Genomic DNA, 17,879 nt, shown 5'->3' on the forward strand with positions numbered 1-17,879 from the left:
GTGATGTGACATTTGTCCTTTTGCCATTATAGGATTATAGCTTTTAATTAAGTCAGAAATAAAAGATGAGGAGATGATTTTTTGAAAGGTATTATATTTGCTGTTTTTGCGGGGATATTTATAACACTTCAAGGAACCTTTAATGCGAAACTTAGTTCACATATCGGTATATGGTCGACGAGTATTATAACCCATTTAATTGGATTCCTTATTGCAACAACTGTATTTTTGTTAAAGAAAGAAGAGAAAGTAACAGATTTAAAGAGTGTGAAAAAAGTATATTTAGCAGCGGGTGCATTTGGTGGATTCATTATTTGTGCAGAAACGATGGCGATATATTCACTAGGAGTTACATTGACAGCTGGCACACTAATGGTTGCTCAATTGTTAACGGCAACAGTTATTGAAATGAAAGGACTGTTTCATATAAAAAAGATACAGATGGAGAGATATCATATTGTGGGAACAATAGTAATGATTATAGGTATTGTTGTATTTAATATGTAAATGAAAGGAGAAATGAATATGGAGGATAGATCAGGTTTAATTACGCATTATTTGAGAACCAATAAAACGCTCGAGATTTTTTCAGAAATAGATACAGTTTATTTTCAATTAAATTACTTTGAAAAAGGCGAGCTTATTTGCAATATAGATGACGAAATGGATCGTTTATATTTTGTTGTTAAAGGTAAAGTAAAAGTTTACACGATTACATCAGAAGGAAAGAAACTAATCCTTCGCTTTATCAATCCATTGGCCATTGTTGGTGATATTGAATTAATTCAAAATAGCAAAGCACATAATGTCGTTGAAGCTTGTTCAGATGTTATAGCTATCTCCATTTCTAATACGGTTATTAGAAACAAGTTATTACATGATCTTATATTTATGAAGTTCTTACTTGAAAACATTGCGAACACGTTAAAAATATCGACTCGTTTTACTGCTCTTAATTTACTTTATCCTGTAGAAGTACGTGTAGCTAGTTATTTACTTTCAATTTCAACAGATAGTAACGGGAATATGTACAAAGGGGATTTGGATACGACTTCGGTAACAAGTATTGCAGACTTTATAGGGGTAAGTTATAGGCACGTAATTCGGGTATTACAAAGATTTTATAATGATAAATTAATTGAAAAGAGTAATGGAGTTATTGTCATTAAAGATTTTTCTAGAATGAAGGAAGTCGCTAAAGATAATATATATGAGCAATGAAAGGGAGAGGAAGATTTTGATTGGATTTAGTTTAGCTATATTAGCAGGAATATTAATTAGCTTACAATCTGTTTTTAATGCAAAAGTAAATGAAAATGTAGGACAGTGGTTAACGACTACATGTGTCCTTGGAATAGGTCTCATTAGTTCTATTCTATTTTATATCATTACAGAAAACAGTATTAACATTAAAGTGTATACTACAAATTATTTGTTTTATGTAAGTGGACTGTTTGGCATCGGGTTAATTATTTGTATAATGGGTGCAATAAAGAGCTTAGGTCCAGCATATACGGTGCTAATTAGTCTTATTACTCAATTGGTCGTTGCGTTATGCATTGATACATTCGGATTATTTGGAATGGAGAGCATTCCATTACAAATAAATAAATTAGTTGGTATAGGTTTATTAATTGTGGGGGTAGGAATTTTTAAAAATCTATTTTTGAATAAGAAAGCTATTCATATAAGAAAGGGTAGGGTCTAAAGAATATAAAGGGAAAAAGTGTGAATGGTCAGAACTTATACATCTAGATAGTAATAAGTGAGCTATAGGGAGATAGGATAAATGAATCAGTTAATGTTGCAAGATGGTGTACACTATTTGAAAATCAATGGGATTATGCATTGGTGTAAAGTTGCAGGGACAGCTCATAATACAGTCCCTCTTATTATAGTACATGGTGGTCCAGGTGGTAATCATTATGTATTCGAAAGAACGCTTGGTTTGAAGTTAGAAGGAAATATGACTGTAGTTTATTACGAACAAAGAGGTTGCGGACGAAGTGAGGCACCAGAAGATGACGGTGAGTACTCAATCAATACTCTAGTCGAAGATTTAGAGGAATTAAGAAAGCAATTACATGTAGAGAAGATAAATTTGTTAGGATATTCTTTTGGTGGACAACTTTGTTTAGAGTATGCTTTGAAATATCCAAAAAATGTTGAACAAATGGTATTACAAGCACCATCGTTAGATGATTTTAATGATATGTATACTGTGCAGATAGAAGGTTTTCTACAAGTAACGAAAGGGGAAGTGAAAGAACAAATATTGATAATAAGTAAGTCAGAAATTCCTTTAAAAGAAAGGTATAATCAAGTTTGGAGTATAGTTGATACAGAAAATGTAGATCGACTATTGTTTAAAAATGAAGAATTTGCAAAGCTAAATAGAAGGTTTTGGGAGGAAAGTAAGTTAAGTAATACAGGGAAGATGAGTAAAGTTATTTTTGGAACAAAATCATCTTTACCGCTTATTGAGCGTATTAAAGGTTTAGAAATTGATACGTGTGTCATAGTTGGAGCGCATGACTATAACACGGGTGTAGGAATGAGTTATAGAATAACGAGACAATTGAAAAATGGTAAACTTGTTATATTTGAAAATAGTGGACATTTCCCAGATATCGAGGAGACGGATAAAGTATGTGAAACGATTATTGAGTTTTTGGAATAAAAGGGGGATATTAAGGTCGAACCGAATTAATAGAGTTGAATTGGTTATTGGGATATTAAATCATGTAATATGCTAATTGTTTACTTGTAATTGAGGAAGAATCAATTAGTGTATTTGGAAAATAAGTAAAAAAGACCTCGTAAGGTGGAGGTCTTCTTGATTTATTATTTAATATTTTGAACTTATATGAACGGAAGTAGAAGAGTATGATAAGCACTTTCAGGGAACGAGAATATAACCGAAAATAAAATATTACTTAACATATATAACTAATGAATGCAATGTCTTTTTCAGTTATTAAGTTGTAAATCATTTTATGATAAAATCTTTTACATAATTTAATAAAGGGGTAGTTTTCAATGGGTTATTTCTCAAATGGTTTATTAGTTTTGTTTGTGCTAATCGTATGCAGTTGTATATTTTTGGGTTGATAATATAATGAGAGTCTTATATAAAAGAAGTTATCTTAAGTGAGATAACTTCTTTTTATTTTATATTGAGAAGGAATTCTATCTTTCTTATTGAAGTTTGTTCTAGTTATTTTTACATCAATCAGATTTGTGTAAAGGGAATTTTATGAAATATAAACAAGTCAGAGAATAGGGAGTATTTACATGGAAAATAGTATACGCCACACAAGTGAACATCCTACAGATTTTAATGGATTATTATCCTTATACGAATCTTTAGGATGGAATTCTCTTAAATTAACGGTTAACGAGTTAGAACAAATGTGTAAGCAAAGTTGGTATGCAATTTATGTTTTTGATGATAAGAGGTTAGTAGGGATGGGGCGTGTCATATCAGATGGAGTCATAACAGGCATTATTTGTGGAGTTGGTGTATTGCCAAAATATCAGTCTAGTGGCATCGGAAAAGAAATAGTGAAACGATTAATCCAGCACTGTGAACAAAACAAGGTTATTCCACAACTTATGTGTGTAGAAAAATTGCAATCTTACTATCAATCTATAGGGTTTGAAGCATTCTCTATTGGGATGACAAAACATATTATAAGATAAAGGTGCTTTATCCCGCTATTTGCCGGGCAGTAAAACCCCAACGGATTAAAGTTTCACTTTATATTTTCAGTTTACTCGTACATATTTTCAAACTTCAGTATAAAGGAGAATGGCTGTATGGAGATTGCTAAAGGGATAGAAATGTTACAACTTGAATTTCAAGAATTTGTTATTCATCCAATTCTTTTATGGGATGATGAAATGGCAGTATTAATAGATACGGGTTTCCCAGGACAAATTGAAGATATACAAGTAGAGATGGAAAAGGTTGGGGTATCATTTGATAAGTTAAAAGTCGTGATTTTGACGCATCAGGATATTGATCATATAGGTAGTCTTCCGGAGTTGTTGCAGCGCTGTGGAAATAATATTAAGGTTTATGCGCACGAATTAGATAAGCCATATATTGAGGGGGATTTGCCTTTATTGAAGGAAGGAAATGTAGAGAACCGACCAAAAGGAAAAGTGAGTGATACTGTGATTGACGGGCAAGAACTTCCGTATTGCGGTGGAATACTAATTCTTCATACTCCAGGGCATACTCCGGGTCATATTAGTTTATATTTGAAACGAAGTAAAATTCTTATTGCAGGAGACTCTATGTATAGTGTGAATGGGATGTTAGGAGGAATTCACGCCCCAACAACTATAAATATTAAGGAAGCAAAGCAGTCTTTGAAGAAGTATTTAAATTTACATATTGAATCTGTAGTTTGTTACCATGGGGGATTAAGTAAGGAGAATATAAATGTTCAACTTCAAAATTTGTAAAGTTAAAATGGAGTTTTTTGTTAAGTGACATTGAAGTATAATCTGATTATTAGTATATAAATAAATTATAAAAGAGCATGTTTGAAAAAATTAAACATGCTCTTTTATTAAAGTAAATCAGTTTAATATGAATGACCTAACCCATTCCAATAAAAAGAAACGATTTCTTGTGCTAATTCATCTATATTTGCAAGAATAGGATTGTGATTCTCATCTTTAAAATTCCCAATTGATAATAAAGATACGAAAGCATGAGCCGCAAATGTAGCGTTTCCTTTCGGAATTTCTCCGATGTGCATCGCAGTATCGAGTGCTTTTTCTAGTACTTCATACATATTATCTTCAGCATTTTTTAATTCTTTCAATTGTTTTTCAGATAACGACAGTTTTGCATCTTTCATAAAATTTTTCATATCAATATCCATCGTTGCGTGTAAGTAAACTTTAGCGAAGTCTAATAATCTTTCTTCTAACGTTTTGTTTGTAGAGAGTATTTGAGACATATTTTCGCGTATACGTACCATCATTTCGGTCATAGTAGCGGTAAATAAATCGGCTTTTGTTGAATAGTAATAGTAGACAGTTGCTTTCGTAACACCACAAACTTTTGCGACCTCATCCATAGAAACGACTTGATAATTTTGTGTAAGAAATAAGCGGGTTGCCACTTCTAAAATGGTTTCTTTTGTAGATTTTGTATTTTTATTTTGACGCGGCCTTCCGAGAGGACGTTGTTTTTGTTCCAAATACATTCGCTCCTGACATTTATGATTGAGATAATTATAACATAATTTTCAATCATTCTTGATTAATTAACCGACCAGTATATATAATTAATAATGGAGGAAAAAAGGAAGGTGGGTTTTTATGAAAAAGCACCCGTTACATATGTTAGGGAGGCTTGTAGCAGGGAAAAATACGCAATGGATCACTTTATCGGTGTGGGTTCTTATTACATTATTACTTTCATTTACGTTACCACAAGTAAACAGTACGAAAGAACCGAATCCAAAAAATTTACCTGAAACAGCTATGTCACAGCAAGCGGAAGCGCTTATGAAAAAAGAGTTTCCGAATAATACAGGGAATCCATTGTTAGTAGTATGGTATAGAGATGGTGGATTACAGTCACAGGATTATAAACTCATACAAGAAGTTTATAAAGAGTTAAAAGCTAGTCCTTTAAAAGAACAATCAACGTTACCGCCATTTGATACAATTCCAGAGCAAGTATTATCAAAAAGTGCATCAAAAGATGGTACATCATTTGTTACACCGGTATTCTTTAATAAATCTGCTGGTACGGATATATTAAAAGGAAATCTGGAAAAACTTGAAAAAATAGTGAATAGTAAGGTGGATGAAGATCCATTTAAACAAAAAATAAGTGAATCTGGTTTACATGTTCGATTATCTGGGCCTGTAGGTATTCAAACGGATGCAGTTAGTTTATTTAGTCAAGCAGATGTGAAATTGTTAGTGGCTACTGTATTATTAGTCTTGGTCCTATTAATTTTGCTTTACCGTTCGCCAATTTTAGCAATTTTACCTATACTTGTTGTTGGCTTTGCATACGGTATCATTAGTCCTACACTCGGTTTTTTAGCTGATCACGGATGGATTAAAGTAGATGCCCAAGCAATATCAATTATGACAGTATTATTGTTTGGTGCTGGAACGGACTATTGTCTATTTTTAATTTCAAGATATAGAGAGTACTTGTTAGAAGAAGAAAGTAAATATAAAGCATTACAACTTGCGATTAAAGCTTCTGGCGGTGCAATAATAATGAGTGCGTTAACTGTTGTACTTGGATTAGGAACATTACTACTTGCTCATTATGGTGCCTTTCATCGATTTGCAGTACCATTTAGTGTTGCTGTATTTATAATGGGAATCGCGGCTTTAACCATTTTACCAGCACTATTATTAATTTTCGGTAGGATTGCATTTTTCCCGTTTATACCGAGAACAACTTCAATGAATGAGGAGTTTGCAAGAAAGAAAAAGAGGGCTGTAAAAGTTGAAAAATCAAAAGGCTCCTTTAGTAAAAAACTTGGAGATGTAGTAGTACGAAGACCGTGGACAATAATTATGCTAACTGTGTTTGTATTAGGTGGATTGGCTTCGTTCGTACCACGTATTCAATACACATATGACTTATTAGAATCGTTTCCAAAGGATATGCCTTCTCGTGAAGGGTTTACGTTAATTAGTGATCATTTCTCAGCTGGTGAACTAGCACCAGTAAAAGTGGTTGTTGATACGAAAGGAAAAGAGCTTCCTATTAAACAAGAACTAGAGAAATTTTCTTTCGTAAATACAGTGAAAGAGCCAAAAGAGGGAAAAGAAAATAAGCAAATACAAATGTATGAAGTTTCTTTAGCGGAAAATCCATACTCAATTGAAGCGTTAGATCAAATTCCTAAATTGAAAAGTAATGTAGAAAAAGTATTAAAAGATGCTGGGATTCGTAATACTGAAGATCAATTGTGGATTGGTGGAGAAACAGCTTCATTATATGATACAAAGCAAATTACTGAACGTGATGAATCAGTAATTATTCCAGTAATGATTAGCATTATCGCTTTACTATTACTTGTCTACTTACGATCGGTTGTTGCGATGATTTATTTAATTGTAACTGTCGTTTTATCATTCTTCTCAGCGTTAGGAGCAGGATGGATATTGCTTCATTACGGTATGGGAGCGCCGGCCATTCAAGGTGCGATACCGTTGTACGCATTCGTATTTTTAGTTGCTTTAGGTGAAGATTATAATATCTTTATGGTTTCAGAAATATGGAAAAACAGAAAGACACAAAATCACATGGATGCAGTAAAAAATGGTGTAATACAAACAGGTAGTGTTATTACATCGGCAGGTTTAATTTTAGCAGGAACTTTTGCAGTGTTAGGTACACTTCCAATTCAAGTATTAGTTCAATTTGGTATTGTAACTGCAATTGGCGTATTACTAGATACGTTTATCGTAAGACCGTTACTTGTACCCGCAATTACAGTTGTGTTAGGCCGATTTGCTTTTTGGCCAGGTAAACTTTCAAGAAAGAGTGAAGAAATACAAAAAGTGGATGCATAGTTAAAAAAGCCAAGGATATTTTCCTTGGCTTTTTCAATGTAGTTAATTAATTTTTTGAAGTCAAATCATCAGCTGAAGCGTGATCAGCATCTTCAATTGTTGTTTCGGGCATTCCGTATAAGCCGTTCATTGCTTGTTCTTCGATAGTAAGGTTTGCAGTATTATTATTTTGAATAGATGTAGTGTTTTCAGTAACATTTTCTTTTTTATTCATATTTTTGTTATTCATGTATGTATCCTCCAAATTTCATTTGATTTATCTATAGTATGTGGATGGATTTCCAGAAATATGTGAATTGATTCTTACATATGTTATATAATTAAATAAATAATTAGGGTGAAATGTACACTGTTAGGAGTGAACAATTATGGTGAAAGCAAGGGAATTAGCCTTCTAAAATAAAAAGAAAATTTTAGGAGGCTATTAGAATGAAGTTCCATGTAATTGATAGAGAAGATTGGAATAGAGAGCAGTATTTTGAGCATTATTTAAAGTTGAAATGTACATTTAGTATGACTGTGAATGTTGATATCACGATGTTATTAGAGGAAGTATATCAAAAGGGAATAAAATTTTATCCCGTTTTTATATATTTAATTTCTAGAGTAGTAAATAATCATAAAAAATTTCGAACATGTTTTAACGATGAAGGAGTTTTAGGCTATTGGGAGGAAATGATACCGAATTATACAATCTTTCATAAAGATGATAAGTCTTTTTCAAGTATATGGACGGATTATTCAAGTGATTTCCGCACTTTCTATAAAAATTATGAAGACGATATGAGATGCTATGCTAATGTTCATGGTCTTTTCACGAAAGAAAATATTCCGCCTAATGTATTTCCGATTTCTAGCATACCTTGGACTAGTTTTACTGGATTTAATCTTAATATTAATAATGATGAAAAATTTCTATTGCCAATTATAACTTGTGGGAAATATTTTAACGAAGGAAATAAGGTTATGCTACCAGTTTCATTGCAAGTACATCATTCGGTTTGTGATGGATATGATGCGAGTCAATTTATAGAAGATTTACAGCAGTTAAGTAATACTTGCAACGAGTGGCTTAAGTAATATCTAATTTTTAATTATATAAAGTGAAACTTTAATCAGTGGGGGGGTTCAGCCCTCACCAATCGGGCGTTCACGGGCAGCAGGGCCCCACCTAACTTCTTTGCTTTTGCTGAATTTTGAGGTGGGGGTCTTACTGTCCGGCAAATAGCGGGATAAAATTGAAAATGAATAAAAGAAGAGAACATGTTGATATTACATGGTCTCTTCTTTTATTCATTAATACTAAGTAATTGTGGAAAATATAGGGTGATTTGTAGTTTAATAGTAAAGAGAGTGATTAGTATTAATTTTCTTTGTTTTTAAAAATTTAAGGATATAAATGTTTTAATAGGGGGGAATAAAGTGAAATTCTTAAGCATTGAAAAAGATGAAATCTTAATTGGGAATATGGCAAAATTGTATTGTAAAGTATTTGAGAAAACAAATTTCAATGAAATGATCGAGCGAATGAATAGGCATATAGAATATACAGGTTTTAAAGGTATAGTAGCAATAAATGATGAAAATGAAGTAGTTGGCTTTACTTATGGTTATCGCTCAATGGAGGGACAGTACTATAATCAATTAATGAGAGAAGCGTTACATCTAGAGCAAGTAGACGAATGGTTACAAGATTGTTTTGAATTTGTAGAGTTAGCAGTTCACCCACAATACCAAAATGAAGGTCTTGGAACGAAATTACATAATAAATTACTAGAAGGGCTTTCAAATAGAACAAGTGTTTTAACAACACAAATAAACAATGAAAAAGCACGTTCGTTATATGAAAGATTAGATTGGGTAAATGTATTAGAGCCATTTCATCCAAGTAAAAATGATGTTCCATATATAATAATGGGAAAAGCATTAAAAATAAAAGTGAATTGATAATTATGGAATTCACAATAGTTGTTGGTTTGTAATAATGAAAGGGAAAACAACAATGCTATCTATAGAAAAAGCTACAATTTTAGATGCTGAGAAATTAACAGAAATAATGAAAAGAACATTTGATGCAGAAGCAAAACAATGGCTATACGGCCAAGATAATGTCATTGATTATAACATTCAACCGCCAGGATATTCTTCAGTTGAAATGATGGAATATTCCATTGAAGAATTGGATTCTTTCAAAGTTGTCATGGATAAAGAAATAATCGGAGGGATAATAGTTACGATTTCTGGTAAGTCGTACGGTCGAATTGATCGTATTTTTGTAGATCCTGTTTATCAAGGAAAAGGAATTGGATCACATGTTATGAAATTAATAGAAAAGGAATATCCGAACATAAAGATTTGGGATCTCGAAACATCTAGTAGACAAATTAACAATCATCACTTTTATAAAAAGATAGGTTACCAAATGATTTTTGAATCGGAAGATGAGTATTGTTACGTGAAAAGAATAAAAACAAGCTCAAACAAAGAGAGTGTAGTTACAAATAAAGATATGAAAAATAGTCAATACGAAAACTGTAATTTAGCAAATACAGAGTATTATCAAGTGAATTTAAAAAACAGTTCATTTGTTGGTAGCAATATAATGAATACGAATATGAGTAATTGTAATGTAAGTCAATCAAAGTTTAGAAATATAAATTTTAGAAGGTCATCATATGCAGATTTAAATCTTTCTGGCAGTAAATTTAATTTGGTGACTTTAGGTGGAGTGCAATTTAAAAATACAAGTCTCGGAGATGAGAAGGAACCTATTGTATTCGATAAATGTGATTTGGAAGGTAGCACCATAAGTAATAGTAATCTGAAAAATATTGAAATAGAAAATTGTGATATAGTCGGCATGAAACTAAATGGTATTCTGATTGAAAATTTGCTTAATTTATATAACAAGGTGAAAAGTTAACCATATCCATATAGTTGTTAATCTTTTAGGAAAATAAGTATTATATTGAAATAATTATGTGAAAATGACATAAAGAAATACGAGTGAGAAGGTCATTCATACACGTTTCTAGAATACACACAAACAAATATATTGTTATTTATATGGAGGAGAGAAAGATGGGGATCAACGTTAGAGCAGTAGAAATACAAGATGCTAGAGCAATTCATCGTATATGTATACAAGATGAAGTTTTACCGTATATGGTTTTCTTACCTAGCATGCGTGTAGACGCTATGGAAAATAGAATTCGAAATTTAGCACCAAATCAATTTGAATTTGTTGCAGAATATGATGGAGAAATTGTTGGGTTTGTAGGTTTAACACAAAGTCCGGGACGAAGATCTCATTCAGGCGATTTATTCATTGGGGTCGATAGTGAATATCATAATAAAGGAATTGGGAAAGTACTTCTTACGAAGATGCTTGATCTGGCTGATAATTGGTTAATGTTAGAGAGAGTAGAACTAGGTGTGTTAGAAACGAATCCAAAAGCAAAAGCTTTATATGAAAAATTTGGATTTGTAGAAGAGGGAGTAAAGATAGGGAATTTGAAAGCTCAAGGAAAGTTTATTAATGAAATTATGATGAGTCGTTTTAGACCGGATGGTTTAATTGTACATAATTAATAGTTAAAAGCATGACAGTATACTGTCATGCTTTTTTATTAGAATTTGGCTGTAATAAAAATAATACTAAACCAATAAAAATAACGGTAATTCCTAGTCCTTGTTGTAAAGAAATGGTCTCATGTAATATAAAGTACGCTAGTATACAAGTTCCAATTGTTTCTCCTAAAATGCTCATGGAAATTAAAGTAGCACTCATCCATTTTAATAACCAATTAAAAATGGTTTGTCCTAAAATTGTAGCAATGAAAGCTAATCCAATAAAGCACAACCAAGTTTGTGTAGAATAATGGATGAAAGATTCTTGTTGCGTGAAAGCAAATATGCCAAGAAAGCCAGCACTACTTCCATAACTAATTACCGAATATGGTATAAGTGCCAAATCTTTACGAACGTGTTGGCTAATGAAAAAATAAGCAGTAATGATACCGGCAGCGATAAATGCTAAAATATCTCCATATAAAGCTGCTCCACTAATTTGGAAATCTTGCCAGCCAATAACGATACTACCTGAAATAGCGATGAGGCAACCAATAACCGCTCCTTTCGTAAATCTCTCCTTAAATAAAAAATAAACACCAATCATTGAGAACAAAGGTTGTAGCGTTACGATAACTGTAGAGCTTGCTACAGAAGTATATTGTAATGATTCAAACCAAAGTACATAATGTGCAGCTAAAAATAGCCCAGATATGGATCCGAATCCCCATTGTTTTTTCGTTAAAGTTTTTAGCTCATCTCGACTATTTTTATTAAATAGTAATAACGGTAACAGAATCAGTGTGGCAAAGAATAATCGGTAAAAAGCAATGATTGTAGCAGGAGCATCTGCCAATTTTACAAAAATTGCTGAAGTTGATAAGGCGAATACACCAAAAAATAAGATGTAATATGAAAGAATAGGTGATTTCAAAGTTTGTCCCTCCGATAGAATGTTTATTATAATAAACTTACTACGATATAATGTACAAAAGTAAGTATATAAGTCCCGGAGATAATAGGGAAGGATTATTTGCCTTTGTTTAGTATGTCAGCACAAAGACAAAGAAACATGCATTATGATGGACGAAAGGAATTTTTACTATGATACATGATAGGCTTGGACAAACGGTATTAAGTTACCGTAAGAAAAATAACATGACAATTCGTGAATTCGCTGATTATGCAGGGATTAGTACATCGTTAATTAGCCAAATTGAAAGAGGGCATGCTAATCCTTCTTTAAATGTTTTGGAATTAATTGCAAAAGCATTAAATGTACCGCTGTTTACACTTTTTATTAACGAAATTGATACAGATTCGCTCATTTCTAAGAAAAAAGATCGAAAAAAAGTATATCGGGAAAACAATAATCACATTGTATATGATGTATTAACACCTGATTTTATGAAAGCACGTATTGAAATGCTAATGATGGATTTAAATAAACAAGCAAACACAACACAAAGCCATTATTCCCATGAAGATAAGGAAGAGATTGCTGTTGTTATGAAAGGGGAAGTGTATGTGGAATTGGAGGGAAAAGAATATTTTTTAGAAGAAGGCGATGTTGTACGTATTCCACCGAATGTGAAGCATCGATTTTTGAATAAAAGTGATGAATCGAATCATATTTTATTTGTACTGACACCATCTTTAGGGTGAAAATATAGTGATTTTTATCCCGCATTAACGGGCAGTAAGACCTCCCTCAAAATTTAGCGAAAGTAAAGAAGTTAGGTGGGGGATTAACTGCCCATAAATGCCCGATTGGTAAGGGCTGATTAAAGTTTCACTTTATTAGGGGAGATAGAAAATGGAAAACAAAAGTATTTTAAAAGGCGGCCTTTCAATTATTTCTCAATGCAAAAAAGAAACAAATGATATTTGGCATGCGCATTTTGGAGCAGCTGCAATTGCTAGTTATTTTTTTATGAAAGATAATAATATTGATGAAGAAACAGCTCGTAATATGTATTCGCAAACAAGGATGATGCTGAACAAGAAAAAAATTGGTGAGATGATTGATGATAAAAAAGAAATAGATTTTCAAATTGCGGAGAATATGATTATAAAATCTTTAGAACAAACGATTGATGAACTTCATTGGGTGGGGCATAACGTCATTTATGCGTCATTAAGTTTATTGGCTATGAAAGAGCTACAAAAATGGGGCGATAATCAAGCAATTGAAGGGATTACTACTCTTATTTTATCATTTCGAAAAACAATTCCAGGTAGATCGTGGATTGGTTATACGACGAAAGAAGTAAAACAATTAAGTTTTGAAGATGAGATAAAAAGTGAATTGAGTAATCCAACACAAGTATCTCAGTTCATTTTAAATGAGTTATCGAAATTTAATAGTATTTATCGAGCGGAATCGCATCATGATTTAATTGGGCATTTGCTTACTTACTCCCACGCAATTAATATAATGTACGATTTAGGGCATATAGATATATTTCAACGAGGGATACGCCCGCTTTTAAAACTAGTATACGTACTACGAGCTAGCCAAAAGCTCAAGCTGAATACGGGAATAACTTTACACTCACCTATAGATCGATTACCTTTAATTCAATCTAAACGTGCAAATATTTTACCAACTGAAAATATATTTTGGATAAAAGACTATAGTGAATTCGATTGGGATTTTGGTCATGTATTTAAATTCTCATATAGTTATTTTAATCATATAAAGAGAGCTCCAGATTATAAAGATATAACATTAGAAAAATTCCGGTATGTTATTAATTCTTAATGAACGTCAATAATCTGTAAGAGGGAGCTTAATCTAGTTTCTTTTTTGTTAGTAGTATATTATTTTTTCAAATTTGTAAGATTTTACATGCGTATTTTACTTTTACTAATTATGTAAGTAGGCTATACTGAAATACATACATTTTATTTTTGGAGAGATGTAAAACGACATGGAACTAGCGAAATTAGAAAAAGTAATTGAAATAAAAAAAGAAGAACTTTTATATTTAGTATCGGATTATGGAATTCAACATGAAAAAGTATTGGCATTGAGTCAAGAACTAGACAAATTAATCAATTACTTTATGTTTTTAAAATAAAGAGAACTATGACGTGGTTTGTATATGTTATAGTTCTTTTTTATTAGGTAATTTGAAAATATATTCAAATATATTGTCTAATTTCTTACAGAATGCGCAACTTGCTAGTCGAATATAAGGACTTTTGGTTATAATAAAAAGGAATTATTAATTGTATCGGTTAGGAGCGCAGCACATATGAAAACAGTTGTTGTTATCGGTGGAGGTATAACGGGACTTTCTACTATGTTTTATTTAGAAAAATTAAAAAAGGATTATAATATCGATTTAAATTTAATTCTTATTGAGAAAGAAGAGTATTTAGGTGGTAAAATCCATAGTGTGGAAGAAAAGGATTTCATTATGGAGTCAGGAGCGGATTCAATCGTTGCTCGTAATGAATATGTTATGCCACTTGTAAAAGATTTAAATTTAGAAGATGAAATGGTATATAATGAAACGGGTATTTCTTACATATATTCTGAAAACATGTTACATCCGATTCCTTCTGATACTATATTTGGGATACCGATGAGCGCCCAGTCTTTGTTTAGCAGTACGCTAGTCTCAACGAAAGGGAAAATCGTAGCTTTAAAAGATTTCATAACGAAAAATAAAGAGTTTACGAAAGATACATCACTTGCTCTATTTTTAGAAAGTTTCTTAGGGAAAGAGTTAGTGGAAAGACAAATTGCTCCTGTACTTTCAGGCGTATATTCTGGTAAATTGAATGAGCTTACAATGGCATCTACATTACCGTATTTACTGGATTATAAAAATAAGTATGGAAGTATTATTAAAGGTTTTGAAGAGAATAAAAAACAATTTCAATCAGCAGGAAATAAAAAATTCGTATCATTTAAAGGTGGACTATCTACGATAATTAATCGCTTAGAAGAAGTGCTTACTGAAACTGTCGTAAAAAAAGGTGCTATAACGACGGCTGTAAGTAAACAAGAAGATCGATATGAGATTTCTTTTGTAAATCATGAAACAATACAAGCTGATTATGTTGTTTTAGCAGCTCCGCATGATATAGCACAAACTTTATTACAGTCTAATGAGTTAAATGAGCAGTTTAATACATTTAAAAACTCATCTCTTATAAGTATTTACTTAGGATTTGACATACTAGATGAACAACTACCAGCTGACGGCACAGGGTTTATTGTAACGGAAAACAGTGATTTACATTGTGATGCTTGTACATGGACAAGTCGAAAGTGGAAACATACATCCGGTAAACAAAAATTATTGGTAAGAATGTTTTATAAGAGCACCAATCCGGTATATGAAACAATCAAAAATTATAGTGAAGAAGAATTAGTACGAGTAGCTTTATATGATATTGAAAAGAGTCTCGGAATTAAAGGTGAACCAGAAGTAGTCGAAGTTACAAATTGGAAAGATTTAATGCCGAAATATCATTTAGAACATAATCAAGCGGTTCAAGCATTGCAAGAAAAAATGACGAATCTTTATCCAAATATATATTTAGCTGGTGCCTCATATTATGGTGTCGGAATTGGTGCGTGTATTGGAAATGGAAAGAATATAGCCAATGAAATAATGGCTACATTAAATGAATAATACTGTAGAATAAATAAAAACTGTTCCTTCAGCAAAATGGAGGAACAGTTTTTATTTATTTTATTTGAATGGAAATTGTATTGTTTTTTACATTGTTTTCTTTTATTGTTAATGTTATTTCTCCAGACTCTTTAAATGAATACGGTGATAGTTGATAAATATCTTTTATATCATGTTTTTCTTGTAATTTATTTACCGGTATTGATACGATATTTGGCTTCCATGTTTCTTGTTTTCCTGAAGGATATTCTATAAGTATTACCGGATTTTTTAACTGTATTGTTTTCCAAGAGACGAAATATAGTTGTACTTCTGTATTTTTTTTTAATAATTCTTCGGAGAAATAACCGAATTCGCCTACATTACCGAAAACAGTATAGTTTTGATTTTTTAATTTAATATCTAAATAACTAGGTTGATATGTTACCGCATGATAAGTTCCATATGAAAGTGAGAGTATGGCAGCGATTAAAATACCGATTGAAAATGTCCTAAAGCTATTACCTTTAAAGCTAGTCATCATGAATGAGTTTGGTGTGAATTTTTTTGCGAATAAAAAAATAAGTAATATGAGTAAGAGGGATAAGCTGATGAATATATACATAGGAAATCTTCACCTCCACAATAAAATAAATATTAACTATATTTTACCATAAATGTATGGGGTAGGTTGGTTGTTTAGAAGGAGAAAATGAAGAAACAATTTCTTTACAGTTCTTGATAATTTAAAATTCGATTTATGGAAATTATAGCGTCATGTTTGAGGTGCAATCAGAAGGTATCTAATTCGTGTATATAGAATTAAGAGAGAATGTGCCATTAGAAATGTTTGATTTATGGAACAATAAGGACTTTACTAATTATACATATTTTTTCTGATATAATGAATGAGTAGAGAGAAAGGAGTGATCCTATGGCATTTCCTATATTAGAAACAGAACGCTTACGTTTAGTTGAAATAGAACAATCTTATTGTCAAAAAATATATGAAATCTTTTCATTGGATGAAGTGACGTGTTACTACGGTATGAATTCTTTTACGGAGTTTGGACAAGCTTCACGTATGATCGAATCTTTTTCAAAAAATTACTTTGAGAAAAAGGCAATACGATGGGGAATTGTGTTAAAAGAAACGAACGTTTTAATAGGAACAATTGGACTAAACAATTTACAATTATGGAGTAAACGATCTGAGATTGGATATGATCTGCATCCTCGCTATTGGGGAAATGGTTATGCTTCAGAAGCAGCTGGAGAAATTATTGATTATGGATTTAAAGATTTAGGTTTGTTTAGAATTGGAGCTATTACATATCCTGAAAATGTTACTTCTTGTAGAATGTTATCTAAAATTGGCTTCCAAAAGGAAGGGCTATTGCGCGGATATATTCATCAAGGAAATAAGCAACACGATGCATTATTGTATTCTATAGTGCGAACTGATGTTGAGGACATAAATTTATAATAAAAAAACCTCTTAATTAAAAGAGGTTTTTTTTATTATAAATTAACCTAATTTAGGTAATAAACGTTCTCCGCTTTTCATGCTACTTTTACATAAAGGGCATTTAGGCTCTTCTTCAAATGAAAAGTTCTTTCTCATCCATCCTAAACAATCCTCTGCTTCACATTCCCAAACAGGGGTTTGTTCTGGTGGTACTTCTGCTACATCGTTCTTTCGATTTCGATACATGTAACCACTCCTTTTATGTAAAAATTTTAGTTATATATTAAAAAGGTTGTTAACCTTGCTGGTAACAACCTTTTTATTGTTTGAATTATAGCTTTACAACGTTTTTAGCTTGAGGTCCGCGGTTACCTTCTTCAACTTCGAAGCTAACTTCTTGACCTTCGTCAAGAGACTTGAAGCCGTCGCCAGTGATAGCTGAGAAGTGAACGAATACGTCGTTACCGTCTGCAACTTCGATGAAACCGAAACCTTTTTCGCTGTTAAACCATTTTACTTTACCTGTTAATGTCATGGTAATGCCTCCTAAAAGTAGAAAAATTACAATATGATCGGCCTTATTTGAATGAAAATAAAATTTCACATATTATCAAAAACCCATAAGGAGTACAAACTGT

Annotated in this window: 22 protein-coding genes; 16 read left to right on the top strand and 6 right to left on the bottom strand. The window is 31.9% G+C overall.

Translation table 11 applies throughout. The features are described 5' to 3' along the window. Window positions 1–81: 81 nt before the first annotated feature. From DOS87_RS11550 to DOS87_RS11575, 6 genes are all read left to right on the top strand, one after another. Window positions 82–507 carry a DMT family transporter gene (locus DOS87_RS11550; RefSeq protein ID WP_000676020.1) on the top strand — a complete coding sequence of 142 codons (426 nt, stop codon included), beginning with the start codon at window positions 82–84 and terminating at the stop codon, window positions 505–507. 18 nt (window positions 508–525) lie between these two features. Continuing rightward, the gene (locus tag DOS87_RS11555; RefSeq protein ID WP_142330522.1) at window positions 526–1,221 is read left to right on the top strand and encodes a Crp/Fnr family transcriptional regulator; all 696 of its coding nucleotides are present in this window, start codon (window positions 526–528) and stop codon (window positions 1,219–1,221) included. A 16-nt stretch (window positions 1,222–1,237) separates the two neighbouring features. Then, entirely contained in the window at window positions 1,238–1,708 is a 471-nt protein-coding gene (locus tag DOS87_RS11560) for a DMT family transporter (protein WP_000579007.1), read from the top strand. Window positions 1,709–1,789: 81 nt separating this feature from the next. Beyond that, window positions 1,790–2,680: an alpha/beta fold hydrolase gene (locus DOS87_RS11565; RefSeq protein ID WP_001072687.1), complete on the top strand. Its 891-nt coding sequence runs from the start codon at window positions 1,790–1,792 to the stop codon at window positions 2,678–2,680. Window positions 2,681–3,294: 614 nt separating this feature from the next. Continuing rightward, a complete protein-coding gene (locus DOS87_RS11570; RefSeq protein ID WP_081143258.1) occupies window positions 3,295–3,702 on the top strand; it encodes a GNAT family N-acetyltransferase in 408 nt (135 codons plus the stop codon). Window positions 3,703–3,819: 117 nt separating this feature from the next. Further along, a complete protein-coding gene (locus DOS87_RS11575) occupies window positions 3,820–4,473 on the top strand; it encodes an MBL fold metallo-hydrolase (protein WP_000401471.1) in 654 nt (217 codons plus the stop codon). A 122-nt stretch (window positions 4,474–4,595) separates the two neighbouring features. Here DOS87_RS11575 and DOS87_RS11580 read toward each other — a convergent pair whose 3' ends face one another. Beyond that, window positions 4,596–5,219, bottom strand: coding sequence for a TetR/AcrR family transcriptional regulator (locus tag DOS87_RS11580; RefSeq protein ID WP_000436036.1), 624 nt, complete (start codon window positions 5,217–5,219; stop codon window positions 4,596–4,598). Between the two features lie 121 nt (window positions 5,220–5,340). On the opposite strand from DOS87_RS11580, the gene DOS87_RS11585 reads away from it, so the two are divergent. Beyond that, window positions 5,341–7,572 carry an MMPL family transporter gene (locus DOS87_RS11585; RefSeq protein WP_098578273.1) on the top strand — a complete coding sequence of 744 codons (2,232 nt, stop codon included), beginning with the start codon at window positions 5,341–5,343 and terminating at the stop codon, window positions 7,570–7,572. 46 nt (window positions 7,573–7,618) lie between these two features. Here DOS87_RS11585 and DOS87_RS11590 read toward each other — a convergent pair whose 3' ends face one another. Beyond that, window positions 7,619–7,801, bottom strand: a complete 183-nt coding sequence (locus DOS87_RS11590; protein WP_001060661.1) for a DUF4021 domain-containing protein — start codon at window positions 7,799–7,801, stop codon at window positions 7,619–7,621. A 200-nt stretch (window positions 7,802–8,001) separates the two neighbouring features. On the opposite strand from DOS87_RS11590, the gene catA reads away from it, so the two are divergent. The 4 genes from catA to DOS87_RS11610 all read left to right on the top strand — a co-directional run bounded on the left by catA (window position 8,002) and on the right by DOS87_RS11610 (window position 11,163). Further along, the gene (gene catA, locus DOS87_RS11595) at window positions 8,002–8,652 is read left to right on the top strand and encodes a type A chloramphenicol O-acetyltransferase (protein WP_000668530.1); all 651 of its coding nucleotides are present in this window, start codon (window positions 8,002–8,004) and stop codon (window positions 8,650–8,652) included. Between the two features lie 342 nt (window positions 8,653–8,994). Continuing rightward, entirely contained in the window at window positions 8,995–9,519 is a 525-nt protein-coding gene (locus DOS87_RS11600; RefSeq protein WP_000670761.1) for a GNAT family N-acetyltransferase, read from the top strand. Window positions 9,520–9,556: 37 nt separating this feature from the next. Further along, window positions 9,557–10,495 carry a GNAT family N-acetyltransferase gene (locus DOS87_RS11605; RefSeq protein WP_003309472.1) on the top strand — a complete coding sequence of 313 codons (939 nt, stop codon included), beginning with the start codon at window positions 9,557–9,559 and terminating at the stop codon, window positions 10,493–10,495. Between the two features lie 158 nt (window positions 10,496–10,653). Next, window positions 10,654–11,163, top strand: coding sequence for a GNAT family N-acetyltransferase (locus tag DOS87_RS11610; RefSeq protein ID WP_000512623.1), 510 nt, complete (start codon window positions 10,654–10,656; stop codon window positions 11,161–11,163). Window positions 11,164–11,188: 25 nt separating this feature from the next. Here the strand turns inward: DOS87_RS11610 and DOS87_RS11615 are convergent, their stop codons facing one another. Continuing rightward, complete coding sequence (locus DOS87_RS11615) at window positions 11,189–12,076, bottom strand: DMT family transporter (protein WP_098578272.1); 888 nt, start codon at window positions 12,074–12,076, stop codon at window positions 11,189–11,191. A 170-nt stretch (window positions 12,077–12,246) separates the two neighbouring features. Here DOS87_RS11615 and DOS87_RS11620 point away from each other — a divergent pair, with 170 nt between their 5' ends. From DOS87_RS11620 to DOS87_RS11635, 4 genes are all read left to right on the top strand, one after another. Then, a complete protein-coding gene (locus tag DOS87_RS11620; protein ID WP_000581035.1) occupies window positions 12,247–12,807 on the top strand; it encodes a helix-turn-helix domain-containing protein in 561 nt (186 codons plus the stop codon). 151 nt (window positions 12,808–12,958) lie between these two features. Beyond that, a complete protein-coding gene (locus tag DOS87_RS11625) occupies window positions 12,959–13,906 on the top strand; it encodes a hypothetical protein (RefSeq protein ID WP_000428900.1) in 948 nt (315 codons plus the stop codon). A 169-nt stretch (window positions 13,907–14,075) separates the two neighbouring features. Continuing rightward, window positions 14,076–14,225: an aspartyl-phosphate phosphatase Spo0E family protein gene (locus tag DOS87_RS11630; protein WP_000417698.1), complete on the top strand. Its 150-nt coding sequence runs from the start codon at window positions 14,076–14,078 to the stop codon at window positions 14,223–14,225. A 177-nt stretch (window positions 14,226–14,402) separates the two neighbouring features. Next, window positions 14,403–15,794 (top strand): protoporphyrinogen oxidase, encoded by a 1,392-nt coding sequence (locus tag DOS87_RS11635; protein ID WP_000860361.1) that lies wholly within the window; start codon window positions 14,403–14,405, stop codon window positions 15,792–15,794. Between the two features lie 55 nt (window positions 15,795–15,849). Here DOS87_RS11635 and DOS87_RS11640 read toward each other — a convergent pair whose 3' ends face one another. Beyond that, window positions 15,850–16,398 (bottom strand): hypothetical protein, encoded by a 549-nt coding sequence (locus DOS87_RS11640; RefSeq protein WP_000275270.1) that lies wholly within the window; start codon window positions 16,396–16,398, stop codon window positions 15,850–15,852. A gap of 309 nt (window positions 16,399–16,707) precedes the next feature. Between DOS87_RS11640 and DOS87_RS11645 the strand changes: the two genes are divergently transcribed. After that, window positions 16,708–17,259 (top strand): GNAT family N-acetyltransferase, encoded by a 552-nt coding sequence (locus DOS87_RS11645; RefSeq protein WP_000885387.1) that lies wholly within the window; start codon window positions 16,708–16,710, stop codon window positions 17,257–17,259. Window positions 17,260–17,301: 42 nt separating this feature from the next. On the opposite strand, the gene DOS87_RS11650 is transcribed toward DOS87_RS11645, so the two are convergent. Next, window positions 17,302–17,487: a cold-shock protein gene (locus DOS87_RS11650; protein WP_000286198.1), complete on the bottom strand. Its 186-nt coding sequence runs from the start codon at window positions 17,485–17,487 to the stop codon at window positions 17,302–17,304. Window positions 17,488–17,572: 85 nt separating this feature from the next. Further along, the gene (gene cspD / locus DOS87_RS11655; RefSeq protein ID WP_000176366.1) at window positions 17,573–17,776 is read right to left on the bottom strand and encodes a cold-shock protein CspD; all 204 of its coding nucleotides are present in this window, start codon (window positions 17,774–17,776) and stop codon (window positions 17,573–17,575) included. Window positions 17,777–17,879: the final 103 nt, after the last annotated feature.

This window comes from Bacillus sp. CR71 (genome assembly GCF_003429245.1).
Taxonomy (GTDB): Bacteria; Bacillota; Bacilli; order Bacillales; family Bacillaceae_G; genus Bacillus_A; species Bacillus_A thuringiensis_S.